The organism is Roseobacter denitrificans OCh 114 (genome assembly GCF_000014045.1).
GTDB lineage: Bacteria > Pseudomonadota > Alphaproteobacteria > Rhodobacterales > Rhodobacteraceae > Roseobacter > Roseobacter denitrificans.
In genome coordinates this window covers 4,026,539-4,052,535 of sequence record NC_008209.1, presented here as the reverse complement: position 1 = coordinate 4,052,535, position 25,997 = coordinate 4,026,539, and the positions used below count along the sequence as shown (strand labels likewise).

General features: G+C 58.9%; 27 protein-coding genes. 22 read left to right on the top strand and 5 right to left on the bottom strand.

What is annotated here, in order from left to right; genetic code table 11:
• Positions 1–135: 135 nt before the first annotated feature.
• From RD1_RS19145 to RD1_RS19135, 3 genes are read right to left on the bottom strand one after another with little or no spacing between them, the layout of a single operon-like run.
• Positions 136–564 (bottom strand): ABA4-like family protein, encoded by a 429-nt coding sequence (locus RD1_RS19145; RefSeq protein WP_044033277.1) that lies wholly within the window; start codon positions 562–564, stop codon positions 136–138.
• Complete coding sequence (locus tag RD1_RS19140; protein ID WP_011570232.1) at positions 554–1,018, bottom strand: glyoxalase superfamily protein; 465 nt, start codon at positions 1,016–1,018, stop codon at positions 554–556. Before RD1_RS19140 ends, RD1_RS19145 begins: the two co-directional genes overlap by 11 nt.
• Positions 1,015–1,398 (bottom strand): hypothetical protein, encoded by a 384-nt coding sequence (locus RD1_RS19135; RefSeq protein WP_146120766.1) that lies wholly within the window; start codon positions 1,396–1,398, stop codon positions 1,015–1,017. Before RD1_RS19135 ends, RD1_RS19140 begins: the two co-directional genes overlap by 4 nt.
• Here RD1_RS19135 and RD1_RS21410 point away from each other — a divergent pair.
• A complete protein-coding gene (locus RD1_RS21410) occupies positions 1,387–1,515 on the top strand; it encodes a hypothetical protein (protein ID WP_281259755.1) in 129 nt (42 codons plus the stop codon). The two genes, RD1_RS19135 and RD1_RS21410, sit on opposite strands and share 12 nt — an antisense overlap.
• Positions 1,516–1,581: 66 nt before the next feature.
• Here RD1_RS21410 and RD1_RS19130 read toward each other — a convergent pair whose 3' ends face one another.
• Positions 1,582–2,496 (bottom strand): LysR family transcriptional regulator, encoded by a 915-nt coding sequence (locus RD1_RS19130; protein ID WP_011570229.1) that lies wholly within the window; start codon positions 2,494–2,496, stop codon positions 1,582–1,584.
• Between the two features lie 148 nt (positions 2,497–2,644).
• On the opposite strand from RD1_RS19130, the gene RD1_RS19125 reads away from it, so the two are divergent.
• From RD1_RS19125 to RD1_RS19045, 17 genes are all read left to right on the top strand, one after another.
• Entirely contained in the window at positions 2,645–3,265 is a 621-nt protein-coding gene (locus RD1_RS19125) for a class I SAM-dependent methyltransferase (protein ID WP_105880367.1), read from the top strand.
• A gap of 34 nt (positions 3,266–3,299) precedes the next feature.
• Complete coding sequence (locus tag RD1_RS19120) at positions 3,300–3,968, top strand: DUF2306 domain-containing protein (RefSeq protein ID WP_050759107.1); 669 nt, start codon at positions 3,300–3,302, stop codon at positions 3,966–3,968.
• 44 nt (positions 3,969–4,012) lie between these two features.
• Complete coding sequence (locus RD1_RS19115) at positions 4,013–4,417, top strand: DUF6326 family protein (protein WP_044033549.1); 405 nt, start codon at positions 4,013–4,015, stop codon at positions 4,415–4,417.
• Between the two features lie 68 nt (positions 4,418–4,485).
• Positions 4,486–5,100 carry a hypothetical protein gene (locus tag RD1_RS20505; RefSeq protein ID WP_011570225.1) on the top strand — a complete coding sequence of 205 codons (615 nt, stop codon included), beginning with the start codon at positions 4,486–4,488 and terminating at the stop codon, positions 5,098–5,100.
• 68 nt (positions 5,101–5,168) lie between these two features.
• Complete coding sequence (locus tag RD1_RS19105; protein WP_011570224.1) at positions 5,169–5,684, top strand: AAA family ATPase; 516 nt, start codon at positions 5,169–5,171, stop codon at positions 5,682–5,684.
• A gap of 93 nt (positions 5,685–5,777) precedes the next feature.
• Positions 5,778–6,233 (top strand): GNAT family N-acetyltransferase, encoded by a 456-nt coding sequence (locus RD1_RS19100; protein WP_044033547.1) that lies wholly within the window; start codon positions 5,778–5,780, stop codon positions 6,231–6,233.
• Positions 6,234–6,629: 396 nt separating this feature from the next.
• On the top strand, positions 6,630–7,214 hold the full coding sequence (locus RD1_RS19095) for an ANTAR domain-containing response regulator (protein WP_011570222.1): 585 nt from the start codon (positions 6,630–6,632) through the stop codon (positions 7,212–7,214).
• Positions 7,211–8,344 (top strand): CmpA/NrtA family ABC transporter substrate-binding protein, encoded by a 1,134-nt coding sequence (locus RD1_RS19090; protein ID WP_011570221.1) that lies wholly within the window; start codon positions 7,211–7,213, stop codon positions 8,342–8,344. The genes RD1_RS19095 and RD1_RS19090 overlap by 4 nt, the downstream gene beginning before the upstream one ends.
• Positions 8,345–8,601: 257 nt before the next feature.
• Complete coding sequence (locus tag RD1_RS19085; RefSeq protein WP_011570220.1) at positions 8,602–9,972, top strand: CmpA/NrtA family ABC transporter substrate-binding protein; 1,371 nt, start codon at positions 8,602–8,604, stop codon at positions 9,970–9,972.
• A gap of 76 nt (positions 9,973–10,048) precedes the next feature.
• Entirely contained in the window at positions 10,049–11,122 is a 1,074-nt protein-coding gene (locus RD1_RS19080; RefSeq protein ID WP_011570219.1) for an ABC transporter permease, read from the top strand.
• A gap of 5 nt (positions 11,123–11,127) precedes the next feature.
• Positions 11,128–12,786 (top strand): ABC transporter ATP-binding protein, encoded by a 1,659-nt coding sequence (locus RD1_RS19075; protein WP_011570218.1) that lies wholly within the window; start codon positions 11,128–11,130, stop codon positions 12,784–12,786.
• 5 nt (positions 12,787–12,791) lie between these two features.
• Entirely contained in the window at positions 12,792–15,218 is a 2,427-nt protein-coding gene (gene nirB, locus RD1_RS19070) for a nitrite reductase large subunit NirB (RefSeq protein ID WP_011570217.1), read from the top strand.
• The gene (gene nirD, locus RD1_RS19065; protein ID WP_011570216.1) at positions 15,215–15,550 is read left to right on the top strand and encodes a nitrite reductase small subunit NirD; all 336 of its coding nucleotides are present in this window, start codon (positions 15,215–15,217) and stop codon (positions 15,548–15,550) included. The genes nirB and nirD overlap by 4 nt, the downstream gene beginning before the upstream one ends.
• A complete protein-coding gene (locus RD1_RS19060) occupies positions 15,547–18,123 on the top strand; it encodes a nitrate reductase (protein ID WP_011570215.1) in 2,577 nt (858 codons plus the stop codon). The genes nirD and RD1_RS19060 overlap by 4 nt, the downstream gene beginning before the upstream one ends.
• Complete coding sequence (locus RD1_RS19055; protein ID WP_011570214.1) at positions 18,120–18,413, top strand: hypothetical protein; 294 nt, start codon at positions 18,120–18,122, stop codon at positions 18,411–18,413. The genes RD1_RS19060 and RD1_RS19055 overlap by 4 nt, the downstream gene beginning before the upstream one ends.
• On the top strand, positions 18,410–19,807 hold the full coding sequence (cysG, locus tag RD1_RS19050) for a siroheme synthase CysG (protein WP_011570213.1): 1,398 nt from the start codon (positions 18,410–18,412) through the stop codon (positions 19,805–19,807). The genes RD1_RS19055 and cysG overlap by 4 nt, the downstream gene beginning before the upstream one ends.
• Positions 19,808–20,455: 648 nt before the next feature.
• A complete protein-coding gene (locus tag RD1_RS19045; RefSeq protein ID WP_011570212.1) occupies positions 20,456–20,938 on the top strand; it encodes a GNAT family N-acetyltransferase in 483 nt (160 codons plus the stop codon).
• A gap of 259 nt (positions 20,939–21,197) precedes the next feature.
• Here RD1_RS19045 and RD1_RS19035 read toward each other — a convergent pair whose 3' ends face one another.
• Positions 21,198–21,440: a hypothetical protein gene (locus tag RD1_RS19035; RefSeq protein WP_044033273.1), complete on the bottom strand. Its 243-nt coding sequence runs from the start codon at positions 21,438–21,440 to the stop codon at positions 21,198–21,200.
• Between the two features lie 60 nt (positions 21,441–21,500).
• On the opposite strand from RD1_RS19035, the gene RD1_RS19030 reads away from it, so the two are divergent.
• The 4 genes from RD1_RS19030 (at position 21,501) to RD1_RS19015 (ending at position 25,982) form a co-directional block, all read left to right on the top strand.
• Positions 21,501–22,094, top strand: a complete 594-nt coding sequence (locus tag RD1_RS19030) for an SDR family NAD(P)-dependent oxidoreductase (RefSeq protein WP_081432935.1) — start codon at positions 21,501–21,503, stop codon at positions 22,092–22,094.
• A 551-nt stretch (positions 22,095–22,645) separates the two neighbouring features.
• Positions 22,646–23,641: a 3-hydroxyacyl-CoA dehydrogenase gene (locus RD1_RS19025; RefSeq protein WP_011570210.1), complete on the top strand. Its 996-nt coding sequence runs from the start codon at positions 22,646–22,648 to the stop codon at positions 23,639–23,641.
• A 573-nt stretch (positions 23,642–24,214) separates the two neighbouring features.
• The gene (locus RD1_RS19020) at positions 24,215–25,024 is read left to right on the top strand and encodes an SDR family oxidoreductase (protein WP_011570209.1); all 810 of its coding nucleotides are present in this window, start codon (positions 24,215–24,217) and stop codon (positions 25,022–25,024) included.
• 13 nt (positions 25,025–25,037) lie between these two features.
• Positions 25,038–25,982 (top strand): 3-keto-5-aminohexanoate cleavage protein, encoded by a 945-nt coding sequence (locus tag RD1_RS19015; protein ID WP_011570208.1) that lies wholly within the window; start codon positions 25,038–25,040, stop codon positions 25,980–25,982.
• Positions 25,983–25,997 lie beyond the last annotated feature (15 nt).

Sequence of the window (25,997 nt, the reverse complement as noted above, 5' to 3'; positions counted from 1 at the left end):
GTGCGGGCGGCGACCCCGCAAAGGGCCGCCTGCTCAGTGCCCATTTGCGGTGGCTTCATGATCGCTTGGCCGTTCATGCGGACGACTCTTGCCAGCGATGGAGCCTCGCTGGCGGTCCTGGTCTGGCGACAGGTCTTATGCGGATCGCACGCCGGACATGCCGTGAGCGGCCCGAATGAGTTGGAACAGCAGGAAGCCTGCCGGCCCGAACAGAAATGTAACCGGCAGGCACGGCGCCACCAGCCAGAAGGGCAATCCATCGCGCCGCCCCTGCCGGCAGATCCACGCGCCAACCACAAGGTCGAAGGCAAGGAAATGGATCCATCCCGCCATCAGCGCGTCGGCGTGCGAGAAAAGTTCCCTCACCTCGGCAAAACTGCCAAAACCGCCGCTTGGGGCGGGAAAAATAAACAGGATCACAATATAACCCATGGACAGCACCGCAGGCAGTACGAGGCCCGCGATCCGGTCCGACCAGACCGGGATGAGCGGTGACAAAAGCAGCGCGGCCCAGCCGGTCATCGCCAACATTCCCGCGAGCGAAAAGATCAGGTCATGGTTCATTGGATGTCCTTTCGCAAGCAGCGTGGTCAAGATCCAGCATGATCTGGGGTGTGCCGTCGGACGTCCGCTCCTTCGAGTGCCCTTTTGGGCCGACCTCTACCCGGATCCGTTTACGCAGGTTCGAGAAACTGTCGAAGCGGACGACGTCCACCGCTTCGTCGAGGTCGAGTACCAGCCGGAACCACCCGGGCTGGAGCGGTTCGGCGCTCAGCACCGTCGCGGCGAAGGGCTGCGACAGGTAGCGCCCGGTCACATGCCCGCCGACCTTCCAGCCTTGCGGGGGGCGGTCGCGCAACACGGCATGAAACGCGTTCCAGTCGCGCAAGCCATGGCGCTGGGCAACCCGCTCAAGCGCTTGCGCGTGGCTGATCCCCACGCCCTGTTCGAAAAGGCGCGCGCGCAGGCGCTTCGCTTCCTGTTTGGCCTGCGTGATCGTTGGTAAGTCGCGTGTCATGCCTGCCCCTCCCAAGCCGTGGTGAAAAGACCGCCGCGCAGGGCCTGCGCAGGTGCGCGTTGCACCACCGCAAGCCCCGTCAGCCCAACGAGCAGACCCTCGGCCAGAGGCACGGCGTGCCAGATAGTCAACGCACCGACCGACCCCGCCGCGCCCACGTCGAGAAGGCAGATCAGGACGCAATTGAAGCCCATGCTGCTGCGTGGGGCGCGCAAACTCATCGCGGCCATTGACTGCCGTTTCGCGAGATGCCCTGCACAGAGCGCATCGACCCTGGCGCGCAGGCCGGTCACGCCCATGACGAAGATGACGGGAGGCGCCGTGCGCGCATAGATCGGGCTGATCGGCCCGGTGAGAAATGAGTTCATATGGGACGACATGACCCGGTGTTCCTTCTGGCTCAGGTCGCGCAAGGATTGGACGGGGCCCGCATTACCATCCGCGCGACAGGTGCCGAGGATGACGAAGATCGTGTCTGCTACAGAACTTCACCGTGACAGGATGTCGGCGGGCGGCAGGCGTCTGTTGCCTGCGCGCCGTTTAGATGGGCCGTACCACTTTTGTCAAGCGAAACGGTTCCCACGGCGCACGCGCTCGGACAAGCCCCGCGCCAGCAGGTCAAAGACCACCCTTATGCGGCGGCTGGTCTGCAACTCCCGGTGCGTGACGAGCCACATCGGGAATTCAAGCGAAGGGAAGTCCGGTAGAACCCTCTCTATGCCGGGGTCGGCGTCACCAAGGGCTTCGGGCTGCATGGAAACGCCGTAGCCCGCCTTCACCAGTTCCCATGCAACAACCCCGTTTGCGCTCGACATGACGAAGCTCTCGGGGCGGATGGGTACGCCCATGTTATGCAGCGGGGCCATCAGGCGTTCGGGATCGGCGTTGCCTACGAAATCGAGCGTGGCCACATCGCGCGGTGTATGCGGGCGGCCCACCCTGTCGAGATAGTCCGATGCGGCGTAGAGGTTGGCGCGGAAGTCCCCAAGATGGCGCGCGATGAGGTCCGGCTGGTCTGGCCGGACGTGGCGTATCGCGATGTCGGCCTCGCGTTGCGTCAGATTCTGCATTTCGCTCGACGCTAGGATGCGGACACGGATGCCCGGTGCTGTCTGTCGCAACGGCTTGAGCACGCGCGGCAGGATTGCTGCTGACAACAGGTCCGTTCCCGTGACCGTGACCTCTCCGCTCACGTCCTGTGATTTGCCGTCGGCCACCATCGAGATGAGCGTTGCGGCCTCGCCCATGGTGCGCATGTGTTCCAGCAGATCGCGCCCTGCCTCCGTCAAGGTAAGGCCACGGACGCTGCGCTCAACCAGCGTCACGCCAAGCGCCTTCTCCAGACCGCCGATCTGCCGTCCGACCGTCGGCTGCGTCGTCTTCAGCACGCGCGCTGCGCCACTGAACGAGCCCTCTTGGACCGTCGCGAGGAAGGCGCGCACCTGGTTCCAGTCGAATGAGATGGCCTGCCAGTTCATATATCAGCGTATAGCAGATGGACAGAAATCGGCAATCGACCAATCGCGGATGCATGGCGATACCGTTCATAACACCGGGATGTGACGCGCTGACTGCTTCGGCATGTTCTACCCGGTGCCTGCAAACAAGGCTTTGATGGAACGACCAATGGAAACTCAACTTTTCTGGGACCGCATTGCGCCCAAATATGCCCGCAAACCTGTGGATGATCCCGACGCCTATGAAGAGAAGCTCGCGCTTGCCGCATCCCTGCTACGGCCCAGTGACCGCGTGCTCGAAATCGGCTGCGGAACGGGGACAACTGCGCTGCGGCTCGCCCCCAGTGTCATGCACTACACCGCGACCGACGGTGCGCGCGCCATGATCGGGATCGCCGATGCGAAGCTTGGCCCCGGGGCGCCGGCGAATGTCAGCTTTCATCATGCGGATGCGGGCGATCAGATTGCCGGGGCGCCCTTCGACGCGGTTTGCGCCTTCAGTCTGCTGCACCTTGTCGAGGACCTGCCGGACGTACTGGCGGCCGTCAATACGCAGCTGAAGCCGGGCGGTCTCTTCCTGTCCAAGACAGTATGCACCAAGGCAGCAGCGTGGCCGATCCGCGCGCTGATCCCGACGCTGACTGCACTGCGTTTCGCGCCGCCGGTGACGCCTTTGAGCGAGGCGGAGCTTGTCCGGTTTCTAAAGGACGCAGGCTTTACGGTCGAGCGAAAGATCCATCTTGGCACGAAACGCATGAGCCCGATCATCGTCGCGCGCAAACCCGCCTGACGCAGCCCGAACCGCTCTTTTGAAAGGCCGAAGCATGCATTTGATCAGCCGTCGCGAATGCGCCTTCCTCGCCCTCGTGTTCCTCTACTCTTTCCTTCCGGCAGTCATCGGCCTGCTCCGCATTCCGGAGCTTGTCGGCGGTGCTGCGATCATCCCGCCGAACCCCCGTGCGGTGATCGATCCCCTGCCGATTGCCCTGCATATCCTCGCCAGTTCGATATTCTGTCTTGCGGGGGCCGTTCAGTTACTGCCGAGCCTGAGGCAGGCTCGACCCGCCCTGCACAGGATGCTTGGGCGGGTGGTTGCGGCAGCAGGATGCCTCAGTGCGCTCACCGGTCTCTGGATGACCGTGTCCTACGCGTTTCCGGAGTCCCTGCAGGGACCACTGCTTTATGGCGTGCGCGTGACATTCAGCCTCGCGATGATCGCCTTCATCTTTTGGGCCATCGTGGCGATCCGGGCGCGCATGCCTGCCGCACACCGCGCTGCAGTCTTGCGCGCCTATGCGATCGGCCAAGGGGCCTCGACCCAGACCGCGCTGTTCCTGATCGCCATGGCCTTGACGAAGACCGAGCCGTTCGGTTTCGCCCGCGACCTTCTGATGGTTGGGGCGTGGGTCATCAACCTTGCAGTCGCGGAACTCCTTATCCGCGGCATCCGCGCGATGCCCGGGCGACCTGCTGCGATCTCCGGCGGGTCGTGACCTCAAGTCAAACATCAAAAAACTCAAAAGAAGAAGAACTCAAAATGCGAAAGCTCGACCCACACACTCTCCTATCCGCGCTCTGGCTGTTCATCCTGCTGAACATCATCTTTCGTGACATCCACCAGTTTTTGCTGAAGTCTCATCTCGAGATGCTGCTGACGGGCCATTACAACGGCACCCCGATCACAGACGAACTGATGCTGATGGGCGGGTTTTTTGCGCTTGTGATCATCTCCATGGTCCTGCTCTCGCTGCTGCTGGAGCGGCGCTGGCTGCGGCCGGTGAGCGCATTCGGGGTGATCTTCACCGCGGGCTCAGCCGTGATGGCGCCGCCCACCGACTTGGACGATACTCTCCATTTCGGCGTCGCGTTTTGCGCCCTCGCGGCGATTTCCTGGATCACATGGCGGTGGCCCGACGATCAAGCAATGCCGGCACGGCCATGACAAATTCTCTGCACGCGCCAAAAGCCCGCGATGTGCGCTTGGGCCTCCGCCCGCGCAGGCGCTGGCCCATGGGCGTCCTTGTCCTGATTGTCGCGGTGACTGCGATTGCAGTGGCAAGGTTGGACGTTTCGCCGATGCTTTCGACGCTGCCGGATCAGATATCCACATCGCGCAGCGGGGTCTGGACGTTGCTGTTGCTCTACATGATCCTGCTCGCCATGCCCTTCATGCCGGGTGCGGAAATCGGCCTTGCGCTGCTGGTCGTGTTCGGCGCTGCCATGGCGTGGCCCGTCTATGTCGCAACGGTCCTCGCCCTATTGATTGCCTTCGCGATCGGGCGGCTTGCATCCCGATTTCGAAACCCGGCATATTATCGTAGGGGGACTGCGACTTTGGATGCAATCACGTCACTGGTCGAAGACCTGCGGGATCGCCCGTGGAGTAACGGGCTGTTGCGCTTTCGCTGGCTTGCGCTCGCCCTGTTGATCAACATGCCGGCCAATACCATGATTGGCGGCGGGGGCGGTATTGCGATGGCGGTCGGGTACAGTCGGACTTTCACCTTCCCGGCGTTTCTGGCCTGCGTGGCGGTCGCCGTCGCGCCGGTGCCGACCCTCGTCCTGCTGGCGGAATTTACGGGGTTCGGGGAGCGACTGAGCCAATGGATAGGCGGCTTCGTCTGAGCGTTGTCGCGGTCCGGGACACCGAGGGGTCATGGTGCTGAAGGTATGGGTTGGAGGAGACGAGATTGATGCACAACGCGCGTCCCACATTGCATATTCTTTGCGGCAAGATCGCCTCGGGAAAGTCGACGCTGGCAACCCGGCTGAGCGCAGAGCCTGACACGGTTCTCATCACCGAGGACGCGTGGCTTGACGCCCTGTTCAGTGACGAACTGCAGACCCGTGAGGACTACGTCCGATGCGCACGCAGGATCAGGGCCGCCATGAAACCGCACGTCGCGGCACTCCTTCGGGCGGGCGTGTCGGTCGTGCTCGATTTCCCGGCAAATACGCCCGGCCAGCGTCGCTGGTTCAAAGAGATCATCGAGGCCACGGGTGTCACGCACAGGCTGCACATTCTCGATATCTCCGACGAGGTGTGCCTCGCGAGGCTGCGCGCGCGCAACATCGATGGAAGCCATCCCTTCGTGGTGAGCGACGCGTTGTTCCATGACGTCACGAGCTACTTCTCGGAACCCGCGGCGGATGAAGGGTTCACGATCATTCGCCACGGCGCAGGCATGCGCGATGCGCCGACACCATGACCGACCCAACGCTGGAACCGTTGCGCTGTACGGGCGCGAATACCTGCATTACGGGGTATGCGAATCCACGCATCGACAGCGGGGGACACCGTCTTGAGAACTGAAATCGCCTTTGTTCGGTTGTCGCAGATCGCACCAGCCGAAATCGCAGAGCACATGTCCGACCCACGGGTGGGGGAACACATGCCGCTGCTGACCTCGGGCTGGGACGCTGCAATGGCAACCAAGTTCGTTGCCATGAAGGAAGCCTGCTGGGCGCGCGACGGGCTGGGGCACTGGGCGTTTCTGGCCAATGGGCGATATGTCGGCTGGGGCGGATTCCAGAAGGAAGGACCGGAGTGGGATTTCGGGCTGGTCTTGCGCCCGGATGCGTTCGGCCTTGGGAGGCGGATTTTGAAAAGAGCCATCGATTACGCCATTGCAGACACGCGCATCCCCTTCGTGACGTTCCTTTTGCCACCTTCGCGAAAGAACCTTGGTGCGCTCAAAAAGCTTGGTGCGCGCGAAATCGGACAGATTGAATACGACGGGGCCACTTTTTCGGCTTGAGACAGAATAACCGCTTATTCCCGCACGATCGTGCCGTGAGCTTGTGATGGCGATTCCAAAGGCGCCGTGCCGCGCGCACAAGATCCGCCACGAAGACGCCCGCTCAACCCGCCCGCGACACTCCCAAAACCAAACATTGCAAAGTCTCGACGACGCTCCGAACCAAGGTGGACATGCGCTTTGCACTTCTGAAACGCATTCGCGGTGGCGTTTCGGGCTTTCGGTTGAGATGATCCACTGCGTGTCCCAAACACATTGGGGCCAGAAGTTTCAGACTGCGAAAAAAATGAGCATCCTTGCCTGCATGCTTCTTTTACGTGCTGGCAGACCCTTGCGACGGCGGCGTTCTTCGAGATTGGCGTTGACCCCGGACATGCAGGGACATCTTACGGTGGCATGAACCAAGATCTGCGCATTCTTGTCGTTGAGCCTGACCCCGAAAGAGTGCGGGCGATTTTTGACGCCTTGAAGGATGCAGGCTGGTCGGACGTCAAGGCGCTGGGGCATATGTCGGCGCTCGACCGGACAGTCAGGGAATTTGCACCCGATATCGTGCTCATCGACCTCGCTAACCCGGATCGTGACACGCTTGAACATATCTCCCATGCGACGGAGACATCCAAACGCGCCGTTGCGTTGTTCGTCGACGAAACGGATGACATCCTGACGCAAGCGGCGCTGAGCGCGGGGGTAAGCGCCTATGTGGTCGATGGTCTCAAGATGGAGAGGATCAAGTCGGTTCTGGAAACGGCAATTGCCCGGTTCAAGATCATGCGCCAGATGCAGTCCGAACTGGACGCCGCCAAACAGGCACTGGAGGACCGCAAAACAATTGACCGCGCCAAAGGGATTTTGATGCGCCAGCGCGGTTTTTCGGAAGACGACGCATACAACTTGCTGCGCAAAACCGCGATGAGCCAGAACCGCAAAGTCATTGATGTCGCCCATGCGCTTGTCACCGCGGCGGAGCTGTTGTCGTGAGCCACACCGTTTTGAATTGCGGCTACGTACCCTTGGTGGACTGCGCCCCGCTGGTCATTGCGAAAGAGCTTGGCTTTGCGGGCGAGGAAGGGTTGGCGCTGAACCTCGTGCGCCAGCCGTCGTGGTCTGCGCTGCGTGATATGTTGGCCCTTGGGCATCTGGACGCCGCGCAAATGCTGTCGCCGATGCCCGTGGCGATGTCCATCGGGCTTGGGGGATTGCCGGCGCGGGTCGATACCCTGATGGTCTTGTCCGTGAACGGCACCGTGTTTGGCGTTTCAAACGATGTCGCTTTAGACATCGGCGCTGTGCAGTTTGGCGATGCCAAGGCGCTTTTGTCAGCGTTAAGTTTTCGAAAGGGCACCGCTCTGCGTGTCGGCGTACCCTTTCACTATTCCATGCATCGCTTGTTGTTGTCGCTTTGGACATCCAGCGCACCTGACTTGCAGATCGAAGAAATCACGGTGCCGCCGCCACGAATGGCCGATGCCGTTGCTGACGGGTTCGTTGATGCCTTCTGGGTGGGTGAACCCTGGGGGAGCGTCGCGGTCGGGCAAGACGTGGCTCAGCTGATGATGACGGGCAAGGATGTCTGGCAGTTCGCCCCTGAAAAGGTTCTCGCCGCGCGTCACGATTGGGTCGAGGCACATCGCGATGCCGCCGCGCAACTGATGCGCGCTGTCTATAAGGCATCTGCCTGGCTTGATGCGAAAAAGAACACACCCTTGGCAGTCGAAATACTAGCCCGCAGCGAACATCTGAGCATGTCGCCGGATTTAATTGATCCCGCGCTTTCCGGTGACATCGTCACCAAACGAAATACCGCTCCCACACCCGTGGGCCGTTTTTTGCAGTTTCATAAACATGCGGCGACGTTTCCCTGGCGCAGCCAGGCCGCATGGATCGCATCTCAGCTTGGGGCGGATGCGGTGGGGATAGAAAAAGCCAAGGCATGTTTTCGCGCAGACCTTTATCGTCAGAACCTTGCGAGCATCGGTGCCGACATGCCCGGTGCATCGGAAAAAGAAGAGGGCGCACTGCACTTTGAAACGGCAGTCGCATCCAGCCGTGGCCATATGATTCTTTCTCCTGATGCCTTTTTTGACGGCAGAACCTACGATTTCTCCTAGACGAAACGCCTAAATACTGAGCGAACTTTGCATTGCAGTAAAAATTCATGCGGCGGCGCAGCAAAAAGATTGCGCGCGTCGCATGCGCTGGTTCATCGTAACCACAAGGGGCAACGATGCCCACGAACAGGCGCTGACCGATGCCGGTCGCGCACCTCCCAAGAGCAAAGCCGCTCGTATAGACCACGGTCCTCCCCCCGTGATCTCTACGTGCGGCTTTTTTGTTTTCCCTTCCGGGTTTTGAAAAGGAACACTCAATGAAAAAGACATCTGCGATCTTGCTGGCAACGTCCAGTATTCTGGCCTCCACCGCGTCGGCCCAATCCCTGGATCTTGAAATAGAAGATCTGACACTCGGATTTATCAAACTGACGGATATGGCCCCGCTCGCGGTGGCATATGAGCTCGGGTATTTTGAGGATGAGGGTCTGTTCGTAACCCTTGAGGCGCAAGCAAACTGGAAAGTTCTGCTCGATGGCGTGATCAGCGGAGAGTTGGACGGCGCGCATATGCTGGCCGGTCAGCCCTTGGCGGCAACAATCGGCTACGGCACCGAAGCCCATATCATCACGCCGTTTTCAATGGACTTGAATGGTAACGCGATCACGGTTTCCAACGAGATTTGGGAGCAAATGCGCCCGAACGTGCCTTTGATGGACGATGGGCGTCCGCAACATCCCATCAGTGCGAGCGCATTGGCGCCCGTGGTCGAGGAATACCTCGACCGTGGTGAGCCCTTCAACATGGGCATGGTGTTCCCTGTGTCCACGCACAACTATGAAATCCGCTACTGGTTGGCTGCGGGCGGGCTTGAGCCCGGGTTTTACAGCGCGCAGGACATTTCAGGTCAGATCGGCGCGGATGTTCTGTTGTCCGTAACACCGCCGCCACAAATGCCATCCACGATGGAAGCGGGCACGATCTTTGGCTACGCGGTCGGTGAACCATGGAACCAGCAGGCTGTGTTCAAGGGCATTGGCGTTCCAGTGATCACCGATTACGACATGTGGAAGAACAACCCCGAAAAGGTTTTCGGCATCACCGCTGAATTTGCCGCCGACTACCCCAACACCACAATCGCTCTGACCAAGGCTTTGATCCGCGCGGCGATCTGGCTGGATGAAAACGACAACGCCAACCGCGAAGAAGCGGTCGAGATGCTGTCGCGACCTGAATACGTCGGGGCGGATGCCGAAGTCATCGCCAATTCCATGACGGGCTTTTTCGAATTCGAAAAAGGCGACGTGCGCCCCGCACCAGACTTCAACGTCTTCTTTCGCTATAACGCGACCTATCCGTACTATTCGGATGCGATCTGGTATCTGACACAGATGCGCCGCTGGGGCCAAATCCCGGACACCATGTCGGACACGTGGTATTTTGAAACCGCCGCCAACGTCTACCGCCCTGACATCTACCTTGAGGCCGCGCGTCTGCTGGTTGATGAGGGCATGGCGAATGAGGCCGATTTCCCATGGGACACCGACGGTTTCAATGACCCGACGCCTGCCAGCGATATCATCGACGGCATTCCCTATGATGGTCGCGCACCAAACGCCTACATCGACAGCCTGCCGATTGGACTGAAGTCCGGCCAGACCGTTCTGGACGGCGAAATCCAAGGCTAAGTCAAAGCAGCCCGCCCAGCGTCGCCGCGCGGCGGGCACCGCCCCCTTTTTCAAAAGCAGCAGTTGGACACCCGATATGACCGCCATTGAACCCACCACCCTTGACGCAGAAGCCCGCCGCGCACACCGCTTTGCCCTGATCAACAAAGCCGACACTTGGTTTGGCGTGCTTGGCCTGTCTTGGGTAACGCCCATCTTGAAAGCCGCGGCGGGGGATAATCCGCGTGCGCAGGTGCGCGAAATCTGGCGCCTGCTGGGTGTGCCCCTGCTTGCGATTGCGGTCTTTGTGTCCATGTGGGCCACCCTTGCGCCAACTGTGCAGACATCCCTTGGTGCCGTGCCGGGACCCATGCAGGTCTGGGAGCAGGTGGGTGAGTTGCGCCAGGACGCGATCCGTGCAGCCGAGCGCGAAGCTGCGTTTTACGAACGCCAGGATGCGCGCAATGCAGAAGCGATCGCAAACGGGGATACCGACGCTGTGCGCAACCGTATTTATACCGGTAAACCGACCTATTACGATCAAATCTGGACGTCCATCAAAACGGTGTTCTTCGGCTTCATGATCGCGTCGATCGTGGCCATTCCACTGGGCATCGCGGCGGGGCTGTCTGTCACCGCAAACGCAGCGCTGAACCCGCTGATCCAGATCTTCAAACCGGTATCCCCGCTGGCCTGGTTGCCGATTGTCACCATGATCGTGTCTGCCGTCTACACCACCAACGACGGGTGGTTCGAAAAATCGTTCCTCGTGTCCGCCATTACGGTTACGCTGTGCTCGCTCTGGCCCACCCTGATCAACACAGCCCTCGGTGTCAGCAGCATCGACAAAGACCTCGTCAGCGTGTCCCGCGTGCTGAAAATGAACACATATACCAAGATCACCAAGCTGGTGCTGCCGTCGGCCCTGCCGCTGATCTTCACGGGGCTGCGTTTGTCTCTGGGTGTGGGCTGGATGGTTCTGATCGCGGCTGAAATGTTGGCGCAAAACCCTGGCCTTGGCAAATTCGTCTGGGATGAATTCCAGAACGGATCGTCCCAATCGCTTGCCCGTATCATGGTCGCAGTGTTCACCATCGGCATCATCGGGTTCCTGTTGGACCGCGTCATGTATGCGCTTCAATCCATGTTCACATTCTCGAACAATCGGTGATCGGCATGGGCATTTTACAACTGAAAAACGTGTCCAAGAACTATGGCGACACACCGGTGCTCAAAGGCATCAACCTTGATGTGGCAGAGGGGGAATTCATTGTCATCCTCGGGTTTTCGGGAACCGGAAAAACGACGTTGATCAACCTGATGGCCGGGCTTGAACACCCCACCACCGGGTCGGTCACATTCAAGGGCGCGCCGATCATGGAGCCGGGGCGCGAACGGGGTGTGATCTTCCAAAGCTATTCATTGATGCCGTGGCTGACGGTGAACGGCAACGTGGCGCTGGCGGTGGATACGATGTTTCCGGAACTGCCCAAGACCGAGCGCGCGGCCAAGGTCGATCATTATGTTGGCATGGTGGGCTTGAGCCACGCTGCCACGCGCCGCCCTGCGGAATTGTCGGGCGGCATGCGCCAACGGGTCAACGTGGCGCGGGCGCTGGCGATGGATCCTGAGATGTTGCTGCTGGACGAGCCGCTGTCTGCACTTGATGCGCTGACCCGCGCAAATCTGGCGGATGAGATTGAAGCGATCTGGGACAAGGACAAAAAGACCTGCGTTTTGATCACAAATGACGTGGATGAAGCCATCATTCTGGCCGACCGGATCATTGCGCTGAACCCCGACGGCACGCTTGGCGATGAATTCAAAGTCGACATTCCCCGCCCGCGTGATCGGATCGCGATGAACAACGATGCGTTATTCAAGGCGTTGCGCGCGCGGGTGACGACCTACCTGATGGATGTCGGGATCGCGTCCAAAGTCGAAGAAACGCGCGCCTTGCCCAATGTGACACCCATCCACGGTTTGCCCGCCGCCGTTGCCAAGGCGCAGAGCGGCGGAATAGAGGAGAGGTTCCTGAACTTCTCGCAATTGGACAAAGTCTATCCGACGCCCAAGGGGCCGCTAACGGTGGTTGAGAATTTCGACCTCAAGATCAACAAAGGAGAATTCATTTCGCTCATCGGGCATTCGGGTTGCGGCAAATCCACCGTGCTGACGATGGCTGCGGGTCTCAACCCGATTTCCAAAGGGGCGATCCGGCTCGATGGCTGGAATGTCGAGGGCGCGGACCCGGAACGTGCCGTCGTCTTTCAATCGCCCAATCTGTTTCCATGGTTAACCGCAAGGGAAAACGTCGCAATCGGTGTGGACAAGGTTTACCCGCGCGCCTCCCAAGCGGAACGACAGGATGTTGTTGAATATTACCTCGAACGGGTGGGTCTGGCCGACAGCATGAACAAAGGGGCCGCATCCCTGTCAAACGGTATGAAGCAACGTGTTGGAATCGCGCGTGCTTTTGCATTGTCACCAAAGTTGTTGCTGCTGGATGAACCCTTCGGGATGCTCGACAGTCTGACCCGTTGGGAGTTGCAAGAAGTCCTGATGGAGGTCTGGTCGCGCACCAAAGTGACCGCGATCTGCGTCACCCATGACGTCGACGAAGCAATCTTGCTGGCGGATCGCGTGGTGATGATGACCAACGGGCCGCAGGCCACAATCGGCAAAATCACCGACGTCAAATTGCCCCGTCCGCGTACCCGCAAGGCGCTGTTGGAACATCCAGATTACTACGCCTACCGCCAAGAGGTTCTTGATTTCCTTGAGGAATACGAACACGGCGCGAAACCCAAGCCCAAATCAATTGCAGCGGAGTAATCGGTATGACACAGAAACTGATCGTCATCGGCGCGGGTATGGCCACGGGGCGGATGCTTGAAACGCTGGTGGAGGCCGAGGCCGATTACGACATCACGTTGATCAACGGCGAGCCACGGGGCAATTACAATCGCATCATGTTGTCGCCCGTCTTGTCAGGTGAAAAGACATACGACGAAATCGTCACGCATGACGATATATGGTACGATTTGAACGGCATAAAAACGCGATTTGGTTGTTTTGTGCAGGACATTGATCGCGAAAACCGGACGGTCACGACCGATACCGGAGAGGTATTTGCCTACGACAAGCTGGTCTTTGGGACGGGGTCGAACCCGTTCATGATCCCGTTGCCCGGACATGATCTTGAGGGCGTCATCGCCTACCGTGATCTGGAAGATACGCAGCGGATGATGGACCTTGGACCCGATCACAAGTGCGTCGTTATTGGGGGTGGGTTGTTGGGCCTTGAAGCGGCAGCAGGTATGGCCGCGCGCGGGGTAGATGTGACCGTGGTGCATATCATGGGGCACCTTATGGAACGCCAGTTGGACGAGGCGGCGGGCTATCTGCTGCGCAAGGCACTGGTGGACAAAGGGATCACCGTGAAGTGCAGCGCCAACTCAAAGGAAATTCTGGGCGAGAATGGCCGCGTCAGGGCGCTGTTGCTGGAGGATGGGACGCAATTGCCGTGTGACCTGCTGGTTATGGCTGTTGGTATTCGACCCAATGTCAAGCTCGCCAAAGACTGCGGATTGGCCGTTGGCAAGGGCATCCATGTGGATGATCAGATGATCACATCTGACGCGGATATCTTGGCCGTGGGCGAATGTGTGGAACATAACGGGGCGATCTTTGGGCTTGTGGCCCCGCTGTACGATCAGGCCAAGGTGGCGGCGCGGACGTTAATGGGGGAACCCGCGCAATTCGTGCAAAAAGAGCTATCCACCAAGCTGAAGGTCACCGGTTGTGATTTGTTCAGTGCGGGCGATTTCGCAGATGGTGAAGGCCGCGAAGACATTGTGTTTCGCGACCCGGCGCGCGGTGTCTATCGCCGTTTGGTGATTGAAAACAACGTGATCATAGGCGCGGTGATGTATGGCGATACCGCTGACAGCAATTGGTTTTTCGGCCTGATCCGTGACAAGGTCGATATCAGCGATATGCGCGATACGCTGATTTTTGGCCCCGCCTATCAAGGGGGGACCCCCCTGGACCCTTTAGCAGCTGTTGCAGCCTTACCGCGTGACGCGGAGATCTGCGGCTGCAACGGAATCTGTAAAGGACAAATCGAAGATGCGATCGCAGCGGGGGCCTCTGATCTGGGTGCCGTGCGATCAACCACCAAGGCATCGGGGTCCTGCGGGACCTGCACGGGGCTGGTCGAACAGGTTCTGGCCGTCACGCTGGGCGATGATTTCGTCGTGCCCGCAGCCGCGGCCATGTGCGGCTGTACCGACATGACCCATGAGGATGTGCGCCGCATGATCAAATCACAGCGCCTGATGTCGATGCCCGCCGTCTGGCAAGAATGCGGGTGGAAGACTTCGTGCGGGTGCCATGTGTGTCGTCCGGCGTTGAACTTTTATCTGCTGGCTGATTGGCCGTTGGAATATCAGGATGATCCTCAGAGTCGTTTCATCAACGAACGCAAACACGCCAACATCCAGAAAGACGGCACGTTCAGTGTCGTGCCGCGCATGTGGGGCGGGATCACCACACCCAACGAATTGCGCGCGATTGCCGATGCCGCCGACAAGTACATGGTGCCAACGGTAAAAGTCACCGGCGGGCAGCGTATCGATCTGTTGGGTGTCAAGGGCGAGGATTTGCCTGATATCTGGGCCGATCTGAACGCGGCTGGCATGGTGTCGGGCCACGCCTATTCCAAGGGTCTGCGTACGGTCAAGACCTGTGTCGGGACGGACCATTGCCGTTTTGGCACGCAGGATTCCACGGGTCTTGGGATCAAGTTGGAGAAAGAGCTGTGGGGGTCTTGGACACCACATAAACTGAAGCTTGGTGTGTCCGGTTGCCCGCGAAATTGCGCCGAGGCAACGTGCAAGGACATCGGCGTTGTCTGCGTCGACAGCGGGTATCAGATTAGCATTGGTGGTGCGGCCGGGATGGATGTGCGCGAGACCGAGCTGTTGGTGCAGGTCGCCACCGAAGACGAAGCGATTGAGGTGATCAAGGCTGTGACCCAGCTCTATCGTGAGAACGCCAAATACCTTGATCGTATCTACAAATGGATGGGCAAGGTGGGTCTTGTTTGGATCAAGGAACGTGTTGAGGCCGAAGGTCCAGCGTTGGTTGACCGGTTTGAATTGAGCCAGTCGATCTATCGCAAAGACCCTTGGGCGGAACATACACAGACCAAAGCGGATCGCTATCAGCCTTTGGCGAACTTGTCTCTGGAGGCCGCAGAATGACGGACTGGATTGATATCGCCCCACTTGAAAACGTTCCGATGCGGGGAGCGCGAATGGTAAAGACCGCGTTTGGCTGCGTGGCTGTTTTTCGGACGGCTGAGGATGAGGTATTTGCGCTCGACAATGCGTGCCCGCACAAAGCCGGGCCCCTTGCGGAAGGGATCGTGCACGGAAAGTCAGTGACCTGTCCGCTGCACAACTGGGTCATTTCGCTGGAAACCGGGCGCGCACAGGGTGCGGACGAGGGCCGCGTCGCAACCTATCCCGCGCGCGTTGAAAATGGGCGCATTCTGCTGGATCGCGCCTTTTTGCGGGCGCGGGTGGCCGCATGAGCATGACGCGCACCACATGTCCCTATTGCGGCGTAGGCTGTGGGGTTCTGGCCGGGGCTGATGGCACGATCAAAGGGGACCCGGATCATCCGGCGAATTTTGGACGGCTGTGCTCCAAAGGGGCGGCGTTGGGGGAAACGATTGATCTTGAAGGACGACTTTTGCACCCCAAGGTGAACGGCGCGGATGCCGATTGGGATACTGCCCTTGACCTCGTGGCGCAGAAATTCAGGGCTGCGATTGCTGAACATGGCCCCGAAAGTGTGGCTTTTTATGCTTCTGGCCAATTGCTGATCGAGGATTACTACGTCGCCAACAAGCTGATGAAAGGGTTCATTGGCGCGGCCAATATCGACACCAATTCGCGGCTGTGCATGGCGTCATCTGTCGCCGGGCATAAACGTGCATTTGGCACGGATACGGTTCCGGGCATCTACGCTGATTTGGAACAGGCTGAACTGATCGTGCTGGTTGGGTCCAACCTCGCATGGTGCCATCCAGTGTTGTATCAACGCATTGCGGCGGCGAAAGCGGCGCGGCCCGGCATGCATGTCGTCAACATCGACCCGCGCCGCACTGCCACAACGGACCTTGCGGACATGCATCTGCAAATTGCGCCTGATGGTGATATCGCGCTGTTCAATGGGCTGCTTGCACATCTGGCGGATACAGGCCAACTGGATGCGGCATTCACCAAGAACCACGTGAACGGCGCGCCTGTTGCGATCGACGCTGCGCGTGCGTCTGATCCGTCCCAATCCGGTTTGACCCCTCAGGAACTGGCGAATTTCTTTGACCTTTGGGCACAGACCAAACGTGTTGTTACAGTCTATTCCCAAGGGGTGAACCAAGCCAGTTGCGGCACCGACAAGGTCAACGCCATCCTGAATTGTCATCTGGCGACGGGCCGCATCGGGCACCCGGGGGCGGGGCCTTTTTCTGTCACCGGTCAACCCAATGCGATGGGCGGTCGCGAAGTCGGGGGGCTTGCCAATATGCTGGCAAACCATCTGGAATTGGACAACGCAGATCACCGACAGGTGGTGCAGGAATTCTGGGACAGCCCGACCATATGCACCAAACCGGGCCTGAAGGCGGTCGATCTGTTCGAGGCCTGTGCGAAAGGGAAAATCAAGGCGCTTTGGGTGATGTCGACCAATCCTGCCGCGTCCTTGCCCGATTCAGACGGTGTCTCGGCTGCCATCGCAAAGGTTCCGTTTGTCGTCACCTCCGACATCATGGAGAAGACAGATACCAACGATCTTGCTCATGTTCTTTTGCCGGCCACCGGGTGGGGTGAAAAGGACGGCACTGTTACCAACTCCGAACGCCGTATTTCGCGTCAACGGGCCTTCTTGCCGGCCCCGGGAAGTACGCGGCCCGATTGGAAGATCCTCAGCGAAGTGGCGGCGCGTATGGGGTTTGGCGATGCCTTTGACTACCAAAAACCTGCCGATATCTTTGCGGAATACGTGGCGCTGGACAAGGCCGCCTCCCATATCGCGCGTGATCTGGATCTGAGCATTTTTGCTGATGCGGATTATGCCCGTCTGATCCCGACACAGTGGCCGCGAGATGATCATCGGTTTTTTGCGAACGGTCGTTTTTTTCACCCCGACGGCAAGGCGCGGATGATCGCGGTGACCGCCCCGATACTGGCAAAACCACGGTTCACGCTCAACACAGGGCGAAACCGTGACCAGTGGCACACGATGACGCGGACGGGAAAATCAGCGCGGTTATGCGCCCATCTCGCCGAACCTTATGTTGAGGTCAACCCCATTGACGCGGCTGAACTGGGTGTCACCCCCGGCGCTTTGATGACAGTGGAAAGCATCTATGGCCGCGCGATTCTGCGCGCGCTCGTCACTTCCCGCGTGGCACAAGGGCAGCTTTTTGCGCCGATGCATTGGACACGTCAATGTACGACAAGCGGGACCGTGAACAGTATCACAACGCCGAGGGTGGACCCGTTTTCTGGCCAACCTGCATTGAAATCGAACGCCGTGACCGTGCAGGTCTACGAGGCGAAATGGTACGGGTTTCTGGCCTGTATCAACGAGCCCGACCCCCAAACACCCTACGCTGCCATCGCGCGCACGCAAACGGGCTGGCAGGTGGAACTGGCAAGTGCAAAAACCCCAAGCGATTGGGAAACCGAGGCGCGGCATCTCAGTGGCCAAGCGGGGGGCGATGCATCCATCCAAACGGACCCCGCCACGGGAAACACACGCGTCGCCATAACGCAGAACGGCCAAATCACAGCGCTGCTCTTTGCCGCGCCGATCCCTGTTGTCGTATCGCGCACAACGATCGTTGACATGATCGGCACAGAGACACCGCCGCTTGCCGCATTGGCAGGACGCAGCCCCTCTGGCCGGCCAGACGTGGGCGCAACCATTTGTGCATGTTTCAACGTGGGTCGAAATACGTTGTTGGCTGCCGTTGAGAATGGCGCGCACAGTGTTGCCGCTTTGGGCGAAACAACTTGCGCAGGCACCAACTGTGGAGCCTGTAAGCCTGAATTGACCGCTCTCCTGGCGCAGGCTCACCTTCCGATGGCGGCAGAATGACCCTCGTGCGGTTCGTTCAGGTCGTGGCACGTGGCAAGGGCCGTGCGTGGACAATGATGGATGCTACGCAAGGTGTGATGGCGTCGATTCTGACGGCGCGCGCCGCACCCGCCGCGGTGCAAGGCACGGTTCATCCGTCTGACCGCAGCCGTCATGCGCAGGTCGCGACCACCAGAGCCGCCGGGCTTGCGCTTTGGACGCCAAAGGCGGCACCAACCCCCGATAAAGCACATCAGATCGCGCAGGACCTGTGGGACGCGCGTCATCACATAGAGAGCCCGTCCGCATGAGAACCTTCCCCATGTTCCTGCAAATGGCAGACCGCCGCGTTGTCATCATTGGTGGTGGCGAACAAGCCGCGCAAAAAACACGGCTGATCCTTAAAACCGAAGCGTCGGTCGACATCTGGGCACCGGCGCTCGACCCTGAATTATCGGGCCTTGCAGTTGAGGGGCGGATCACACATCAAACCGGTCCGATTACGCCCGACACGTTTTCAGACACCGCGTTGGTGTTCATCGCTTCGGGGTGCCCCGGGATCGACATGGCGCTGCATTGGTTGGCAAAAGCGGGCGGCGCGACGGTAAATGTGGTGGACCAGCCCCGGCTCTGTGACGCCATCACGCCGTCAATTGTGGATCGTGACCCTGTGGTTGTGGCCATCGGCACCGAAGGCACAGCCCCCGTGTTGGCGCGCCAGATCAAGACCAGACTGGAAGAGGTGCTTGAACCGCGCCTTGGCGACCTTGCGGCCCTTGCAGGTCGTATGCGCGGGGCGGCGGCGGCCCGTCTTGGACCCCGCGCGCGGCGTGATTTGTGGCGCTGGGTGTTCACTGACGCACCGCGCCAACTGTTTACCAGCGGGTCCGAACGCGCAGCAGCCAAGCTGATAAAAACGGCCATCGAGACAGGCGACTTTGGGGCCACAAAGGGTGGTAGCGTGAGCCTTGTGGGGGCGGGGCCCGGTGCGAAGGATCTGATCACCCTGCGCGGCGTTCAGCGCCTGCAAGAAGCAGATGTCATTTATTATGATCGCCTTTTGGATCCCGAAATTCTGGAACTGGCACGCCGCGATGCCGAGCGCATTTATGTGGGCAAATCCCCGGGGTGTCATAGTTGGCCACAGGAAAAGATCACTCAAACGCTTGTCGCGGCCGCCAAACGTGGGCAAAGGGTGGTGCGTCTGAAATGCGGTGATCCCGGTGTGTTCGCACGCAGTACTGAGGAAACCGATGCTCTCAAAGCCAGCGATATCCCGTTTGAAATTGTCCCCGGTGTGACGGCTGCCTGTGCGGCAGCGGCGAGTGCCGGCCAAAGCCTCACGGAAAGAGGTAATATCGACACACTCGTGTTGACGACAGGGCACCGGCAAAGCGGATCTACGGTGCCCGATGCGATCAAGGACATCAAACCGGGAAGATGTGTCGCGCTCTATATGGCTGTTGGCGCAGCCCCCCAAATCGTCGCGCACCTTGAAACATGTCATCCAGACGTTCCATTTGACGTTCAGGTCGTCGCAAAAGCCCAGCGAAAGCGACAAACCGTCCTGAACTGCCCTCTGGGGGATTTGGCGCAGATCCTGAACCTCCATGATATTACGGGTGAAGCTATGCTCTTCGTGCGATGGCCGTTTGATGTTCAAGCATCAAATGGTGCCAGCATGAGAGTCCCGGCGATTGTGTAAATTGGCGGGCGGCCTCCGCTTTTGCCGCTGTGAACGACGCGTGCATCACTGAGACTGCGTTTGAAGCCAAACTGATATCCGCCAGGATTGGTGGCATTGATCGACTGCTTTGACGACACTAGCTGCGCTGCAGCAATAAATGCGCTGCAACTGCGAAAGTACAGCGCTTGTGCAAAGGCCGAACATCAGAGGTTCGTTTTGTCACGCAAAGTATGGGTGCACCGCGAACCCGATAGCGCAGGTGCGGCGACAGGTTGGTGTGACCTGCCGCATTTCAGACAGGACGATTTGATGCGAGAGACAGCTTTGGGCCGGCCATGGCGATGCGGACGGCGCAGTCGGGCGATATGCTGCGGTCGACCCAATCGCGGGTTCAGGCTGAACCTTCCATGCCTTGCTGAAAGGCGAACGCAATGATACGCGTTTAACACGCTTGGCAGACCAGCCGGGCGATGGAGATTTTATGTTTACGATTGCGGGAAACCGCTAGGTCCTGAACGTCAGGACAACCAAGCCAAACAGAGCCTGTGCGCGTAGCGGCAGGCTGTGTTCGTTGCGCGGTTCGTGCACTATCAAACCATCACGAAAATCATGACCGGGCACGTATCTTGCGCCCGTCACAACAGGCGGTTGTGCTTGTGTGGCGATATGAAGAAAGATGAAAAACCGATGAAAATACGACCAACAATGCACGACGATATTGCCGCCCTGCAGGAGGTGCTTGACCGCACTGCGCTTTTCCCAAGCGAAATGCTGCCTGACATGATGCGCGATTTTTTATCCGACACTCAAAGCTCTGATATCTGGCTGACTTGCGAAGCAGACGGCAAGGCTGTGGGCTTTTGCTATGCAGTCCCGGAAGAGCTTGCAGAAGGGGTATGGAATATGCGCGCCATTGCAGTCCAGCCGACAGAGCAGGGCGGTGGGTGTGGCAGTGCTATTGTCGCGCATCTGGAGGCCGCGCTTAAGGAGCGCTCACAGCGCATTCTCATAGCCGACACGTCAGGTGCGGATGCGTTCGAACCAACGCGCGCATTTTACCGCAAGAATGGCTATATCGAGGAGGCCTGTATCAGGGATTTTTGGGCAGAAGGAGATGATAAAATAGTCTTCTGGAAGTCACTCAGGTAGAGCCGGAATAACTCTACTGGCCTGCTCGATGGGGCGGGCCAGTTTCAAGCCTGTACCACTGTGGCAGGGGCGGCTTTTTCGGCAGCCCCCTCTTGAATCGCCCCTTGATTTTGCGTTTGCTCGAACGACAGGAATACCGGCTGCAGCCGCAACAGTTGAATATCACGACCAATGTCCGCAAATTGCCGATGTGCCTTCCTGTGAACGGTTTTGCCTGCGACGGCGCAAGGTTCCATCGGTGGCAGCCATTTGTGCGATGTCATCTGACGCCTTCATCCGAGAGGGTCTTGGCCATCAACGCAATGAATTCGCGTGACGCAGCCGGCTGAAAGGGCGTCGGCGACCATATGGCGTGAATTGGAAAGCCTTCGAAACGGGCTTTGGCCCGCAATTCTTCGACGCGCCCTTCTTTCAGATCGACACTCAGGTCCGGGTGGACTTCTAACATCTGCGTCAATACAGGGGCGACATAGAGCGCGCCAGAATCGGAGGGTGCTGTCACGCGCAATCGGCCTTTCGGCAGATCCTGACCACCCGTGACGTCGGGGCGGTCGCGCTGTTGATGAACAATGCAGGCGTCGCGCGGCCGACGAAGGCTTGGGAGAATGGGGACAATTGGCGCCGCGTGTTTGAAGTCAACGTGTTCGGGGTCCTCAATGGCGTGCAGAGTTTTTTGCCCCGCATGATCGAGGCGGACAGGCCTGCCGTTGTCATCAACACCGGCTCGAAACAGGGCATCACGACACCACTGGGCAATCCGGGCTATAATGTTTCCAGGGCGGGTGTGAAGGTGCTGACAGAAATGCTGGCCTATGAATTGCACACTGCAAAAGCACCTGTGTCCGATCACCTGTTTGTCCCGGGCTTCAAGCATACCGGTATGATCTCTTCCTTTCCGGCTGAAAAGCCCGCCTCTGCGTGGACGTCCGACGAAACGGTGGCCCATTTGATTGAGCGGCTGGATCGCGGTGATTTCTACATTCTGTGCCGGGACAACGAGGTCACGCCAGAGATAGATCGCAAACGCGTGGCCTGGGCTGCTCAGGACATCATCAAGAACCGCCCTGCCTTGTCCCGGTGGCATTCAGACTGTGCCGAGAGCTTCGCGGCGTTTGAGAACCCGGGGCGCAGTCTCGAAAAGGACCGCGCGCTGTAGCGGAGCATGCAACGGTGCGCGTGTGCTAAAGCGTCATGCGAAAAACCTGAATCACGTAACGCTGCCTGAAATCAAGGATTTCAACGCGTTACGTGATACTCGATGTTTCAGGTATTTCGTCAGACGCTCTAGGCTAGCCGATTTGAAAACCGGAAACGAACAGTTTTCCGTTGAGGAAGGCTGCGACCCTGTCGCGGAACTCCCATCAAGGCTACTTTTTTCACGCAGCGAAAGAAATGCCGGTTTCGCGAGATACCTGCTGCCCGCGCTCAGTGCGCCAGCGGGCCCTTGATGACGACGATAACCTGCGACACGTGCCAAAGTCAGACGCGGCAGAACAGATAACGCCATGGTGTTGCGCCTTCCGTCGCCCGTCATGGTCATGCAAATGCGCGCACTTCCCAATTATCGCGCGATGAAAGCACGATGAATGACACCTTCAATGGGAGGGTTCGCAGATGTGTTAATTAAAGATCAAAAATAGTGATATGCTGACAGACGCGGCGTGCGACAGGGTCGTTGCCGCGCGATAACGTGAAGGGAGTTTCCACTTGGCGCATGAAATTGGGAAAGAGACGGGGTGCCTTTCCAAGCCCCCTCGGTCCGTCGCAATCATTGGGTGTGGCCTTATCGGTCAGGCTTGGGCGACCGTTTTTCTGCGCGCTGGGATGCGGGTTACGCTTTATGACGCGGCATCCGGACTTGTTGAACAGGCAAAAGCGCAGGTGATTGAGCGGATGACTGAGTTTGCGCGCTTCGATCTTGTCACCCACGAAACGCTGGAGAGGGCCCCTGCACATATTGAACTGGCGGACACTCTGGAGGACGCGGTTTCAGCCGCCGACTACATTCAAGAAAGCGGATCAGAAGCCCTTGATGTCAAAATCGAACTGACACGCGAGATTGACCGTTTTGCAGCGCCCCATGTCGTCATTGGAAGCTCAACCTCGGGTATCACTGCCTCCCGCTACTCCGAGACCATAAAGGGTCGTGAGCGTTGTCTCGTGGTTCATCCGATCAATCCCCCGCATCTGGTGCCGCTGGTTGAGGTCGTCCCTGCGCCGTGGACTGCGCAGTCAGCCGTTGATACGGTTCATGATCTGCTGTCAGCGATCGGGCAGGTGCCAATCCTCCTCAATCGCGAAATAGACGGTTTTGTGGTCAACCGTCTTCAGGGTGCTCTTTTGCGAGAAGCATTTCATTTGCTGGACCAAGGTGTTGCCTCGCGCAAGGACATCGACAAGGCGATCAGTGATGGGCTGGGCCTGCGATGGTCCCTGATGGGACCGTTTGAAACCATCCATCTGAATGCACCGGGTGGTGTGTCTGATTACGTGCGCAGGTTCGGACCGATGTATCGCGATATGTTTGCAGATGATCCTGATCCGGTTGACTGGGAAACTGTGGTCGATGCAGGCTTGGAGGCTGATTTGACCGCATCACAGCCCTTGTCCGGGATTTCAGCCGCGCAGAAAACGCGCGACTCGGCATTGCTGCGCATGCTGGCGCAGAGGTCCCGGAAAGCCAACGCAGCCTCGAAAGACTAGAGACTGCATGCCGACGGATTTGTTCGTCATGCTGACAAAAGCGTCTGGTTTGGTTGATTTGGAAGGCGGCGTGTTTGAGACCGAAAACCAATTCAAAGGGAGAAACGGAACACTAAGGTGGTTGACCGTTTGTGTGCCATGGGCGCGTAGGGTGGCCGCCACTTTGGCCTCAGGTCGACCACAAGGGCGGCAGACATGTCCGATGTGCCCACGTTGACCCCGAAGGATCTGACACATCGCGCAGATAGCGCGAGGCGCATGGATGGACTACTGCGGAATATGAGCGGCGGCGATGTCGGGGGCAACCCTTTCTGGTGATGGTGCCCACAGCGCGAATGAACCCTGTGCATCCGCGCGGTGCCTGCCCCCCAGCGAAATGTATCTCGCTCTGGAAGATGGGCGGAGCTGTTGTGAAGCGGTTTGCGATGCGGGGATGTACGGCCTGATCGGGTCGCATGATCTGGCGGGGCATCATACCTTTCGTCGGCGCACAACTTACCGGGTTTGCTCTGTTGATCCTTTGGCCAGAACTGGTTCTATGGGTGTCACGCGCAGTCTTTGGGAATTGAGAGCATGTCGAAAAATAGAAACGCACCCGCTTTGCCGCCCTTGCCGGGGGTTGCAGGCCAGCACGTGCTGATCACGGCTGGCGCCAGTGGCATCGGATTTGCAATCGCCCAAGAACTACACGCGCAGGGAGCGCGGGTGGCGATCTGTGATGTTGATCGCGCAGCGCTGGCGCATGCAGCGGACAGCTTGACCGGTTGTCTTGCCTGCCATGGTGATGTGACTGACGCCGGCGCAATGGACGCTGTCTTTGGCGACCTGATGCAAAGGTTCGGGCAGCTTGACGTTCTTGTAAACAATGCCGGCATCGCCGGGCCGACGGCGCAAATCGAGGATATTTCCGAAGAGGAATGGCGTGCATGTCTCGACGTGTGTCTCACCGGGCAATACATGGCTACCCGCCGCGCGGTGCCTTTGCTGAAGGCCGCTGGAGGTGGTGCGATTGTGAACATGTCATCGGCGGCGGGAAAGCACGGCTATGCCTATCGCACGCCCTATTCAGCCGCAAAGTTTGGGGTGATTGGCCTCACACAGAGCCTCGCGAAAGAGCTTGGTCCCCACAACATCCGCGTGAACGCGATCTTGCCGGGCTTTGTGGAGGGCCCGCGCATGGATGGTGTGATCGCGCGCAAGGCGGAAGTAGCCGGTTTAAGCGTCGATGCCATGCGGGACGAATATCTGGCGGCGGTCTCGTTGCGCCGGATGGTGAGTGCTCAGGATGTTGCCCGTACTGTCTGTTTTCTGGTTTCAGACGCAGGCGCGAACCTGTCGGGGCAATCACTGGCTGTCGACGGGAATGTCGAATACTTGACGTAAGAGGGAGCGATACATGCCCAAACCAACTGACCAAGGCGGCAAAGTCATCATCACCTGTGCCGTCACAGGTGCAATTCATACACCATCCATGACACCATATCTGCCCATTACACCGGACCAGATCGCCTCTGAAGCCATCGCCGCTGCCGAAGCGGGCGCTGCAATCCTGCATCTGCATGCGCGCAATCCCGAAACGGGACAGCCAGATCAAAGCGTCGAAGGATTTGCCGAATTTCTTCCCCGGATCAAGCAGGCAAGCGATGCCGTTGTCAACATCACAACCGGCGGCAGCCCGTATATGAGCGTCGCAGAGCGCGCCGCCCCCGCGGCGCACTACCAGCCCGAGGTTGCGTCGTTGAACATGGGATCAATGAACTTTGGGCTCTACCCCATGCTCAAGCGATTCAAGACATTTAAATTCGATTGGGAAAAAGCCCATCTGGAAGGTTCCAAAGATTTGGTTTTTCGCAATTCGTTTCAGGATATCGAATACGTTTTGGAGACCTGTTACGGCAATGGGACACGGTTTGAATTCGAATGCTACGACACCTCACATTTGTACAACCTTGCGCATTTTGCGGATCGGGGCCTCGTCAAGGCACCTTTCTTTGTTCAGACCGTGTTTGGTCTCTTGGGGGGGATTGGTACGCATCCCGAAGACGTGATGCATATGAAGCGCACTGCTGACCGGCTTTTTGGCGATGACTTCAGGTGGTCCGTCTTGGGTGCCGGCGCCAGCCAGTTGCGTGTCGCGGCGCAATCGGCTGCGCTTGGGGGGAACATACGTGTCGGGCTCGAGGACAGCATCTGGGCCGGAAAGGGTGAACTGGCAACGTCAAACGCCGTTCAAGTCACCAAGGTGCGTCAGATTGTTGAAGGGCTTGGGTTGACGGTTGCAACGCCCGCAGAAGCGCGGGAGATATTGTCCCTCAAGGGCGGTGACCTCGTGAATTTCTGACGGCATACAGACACA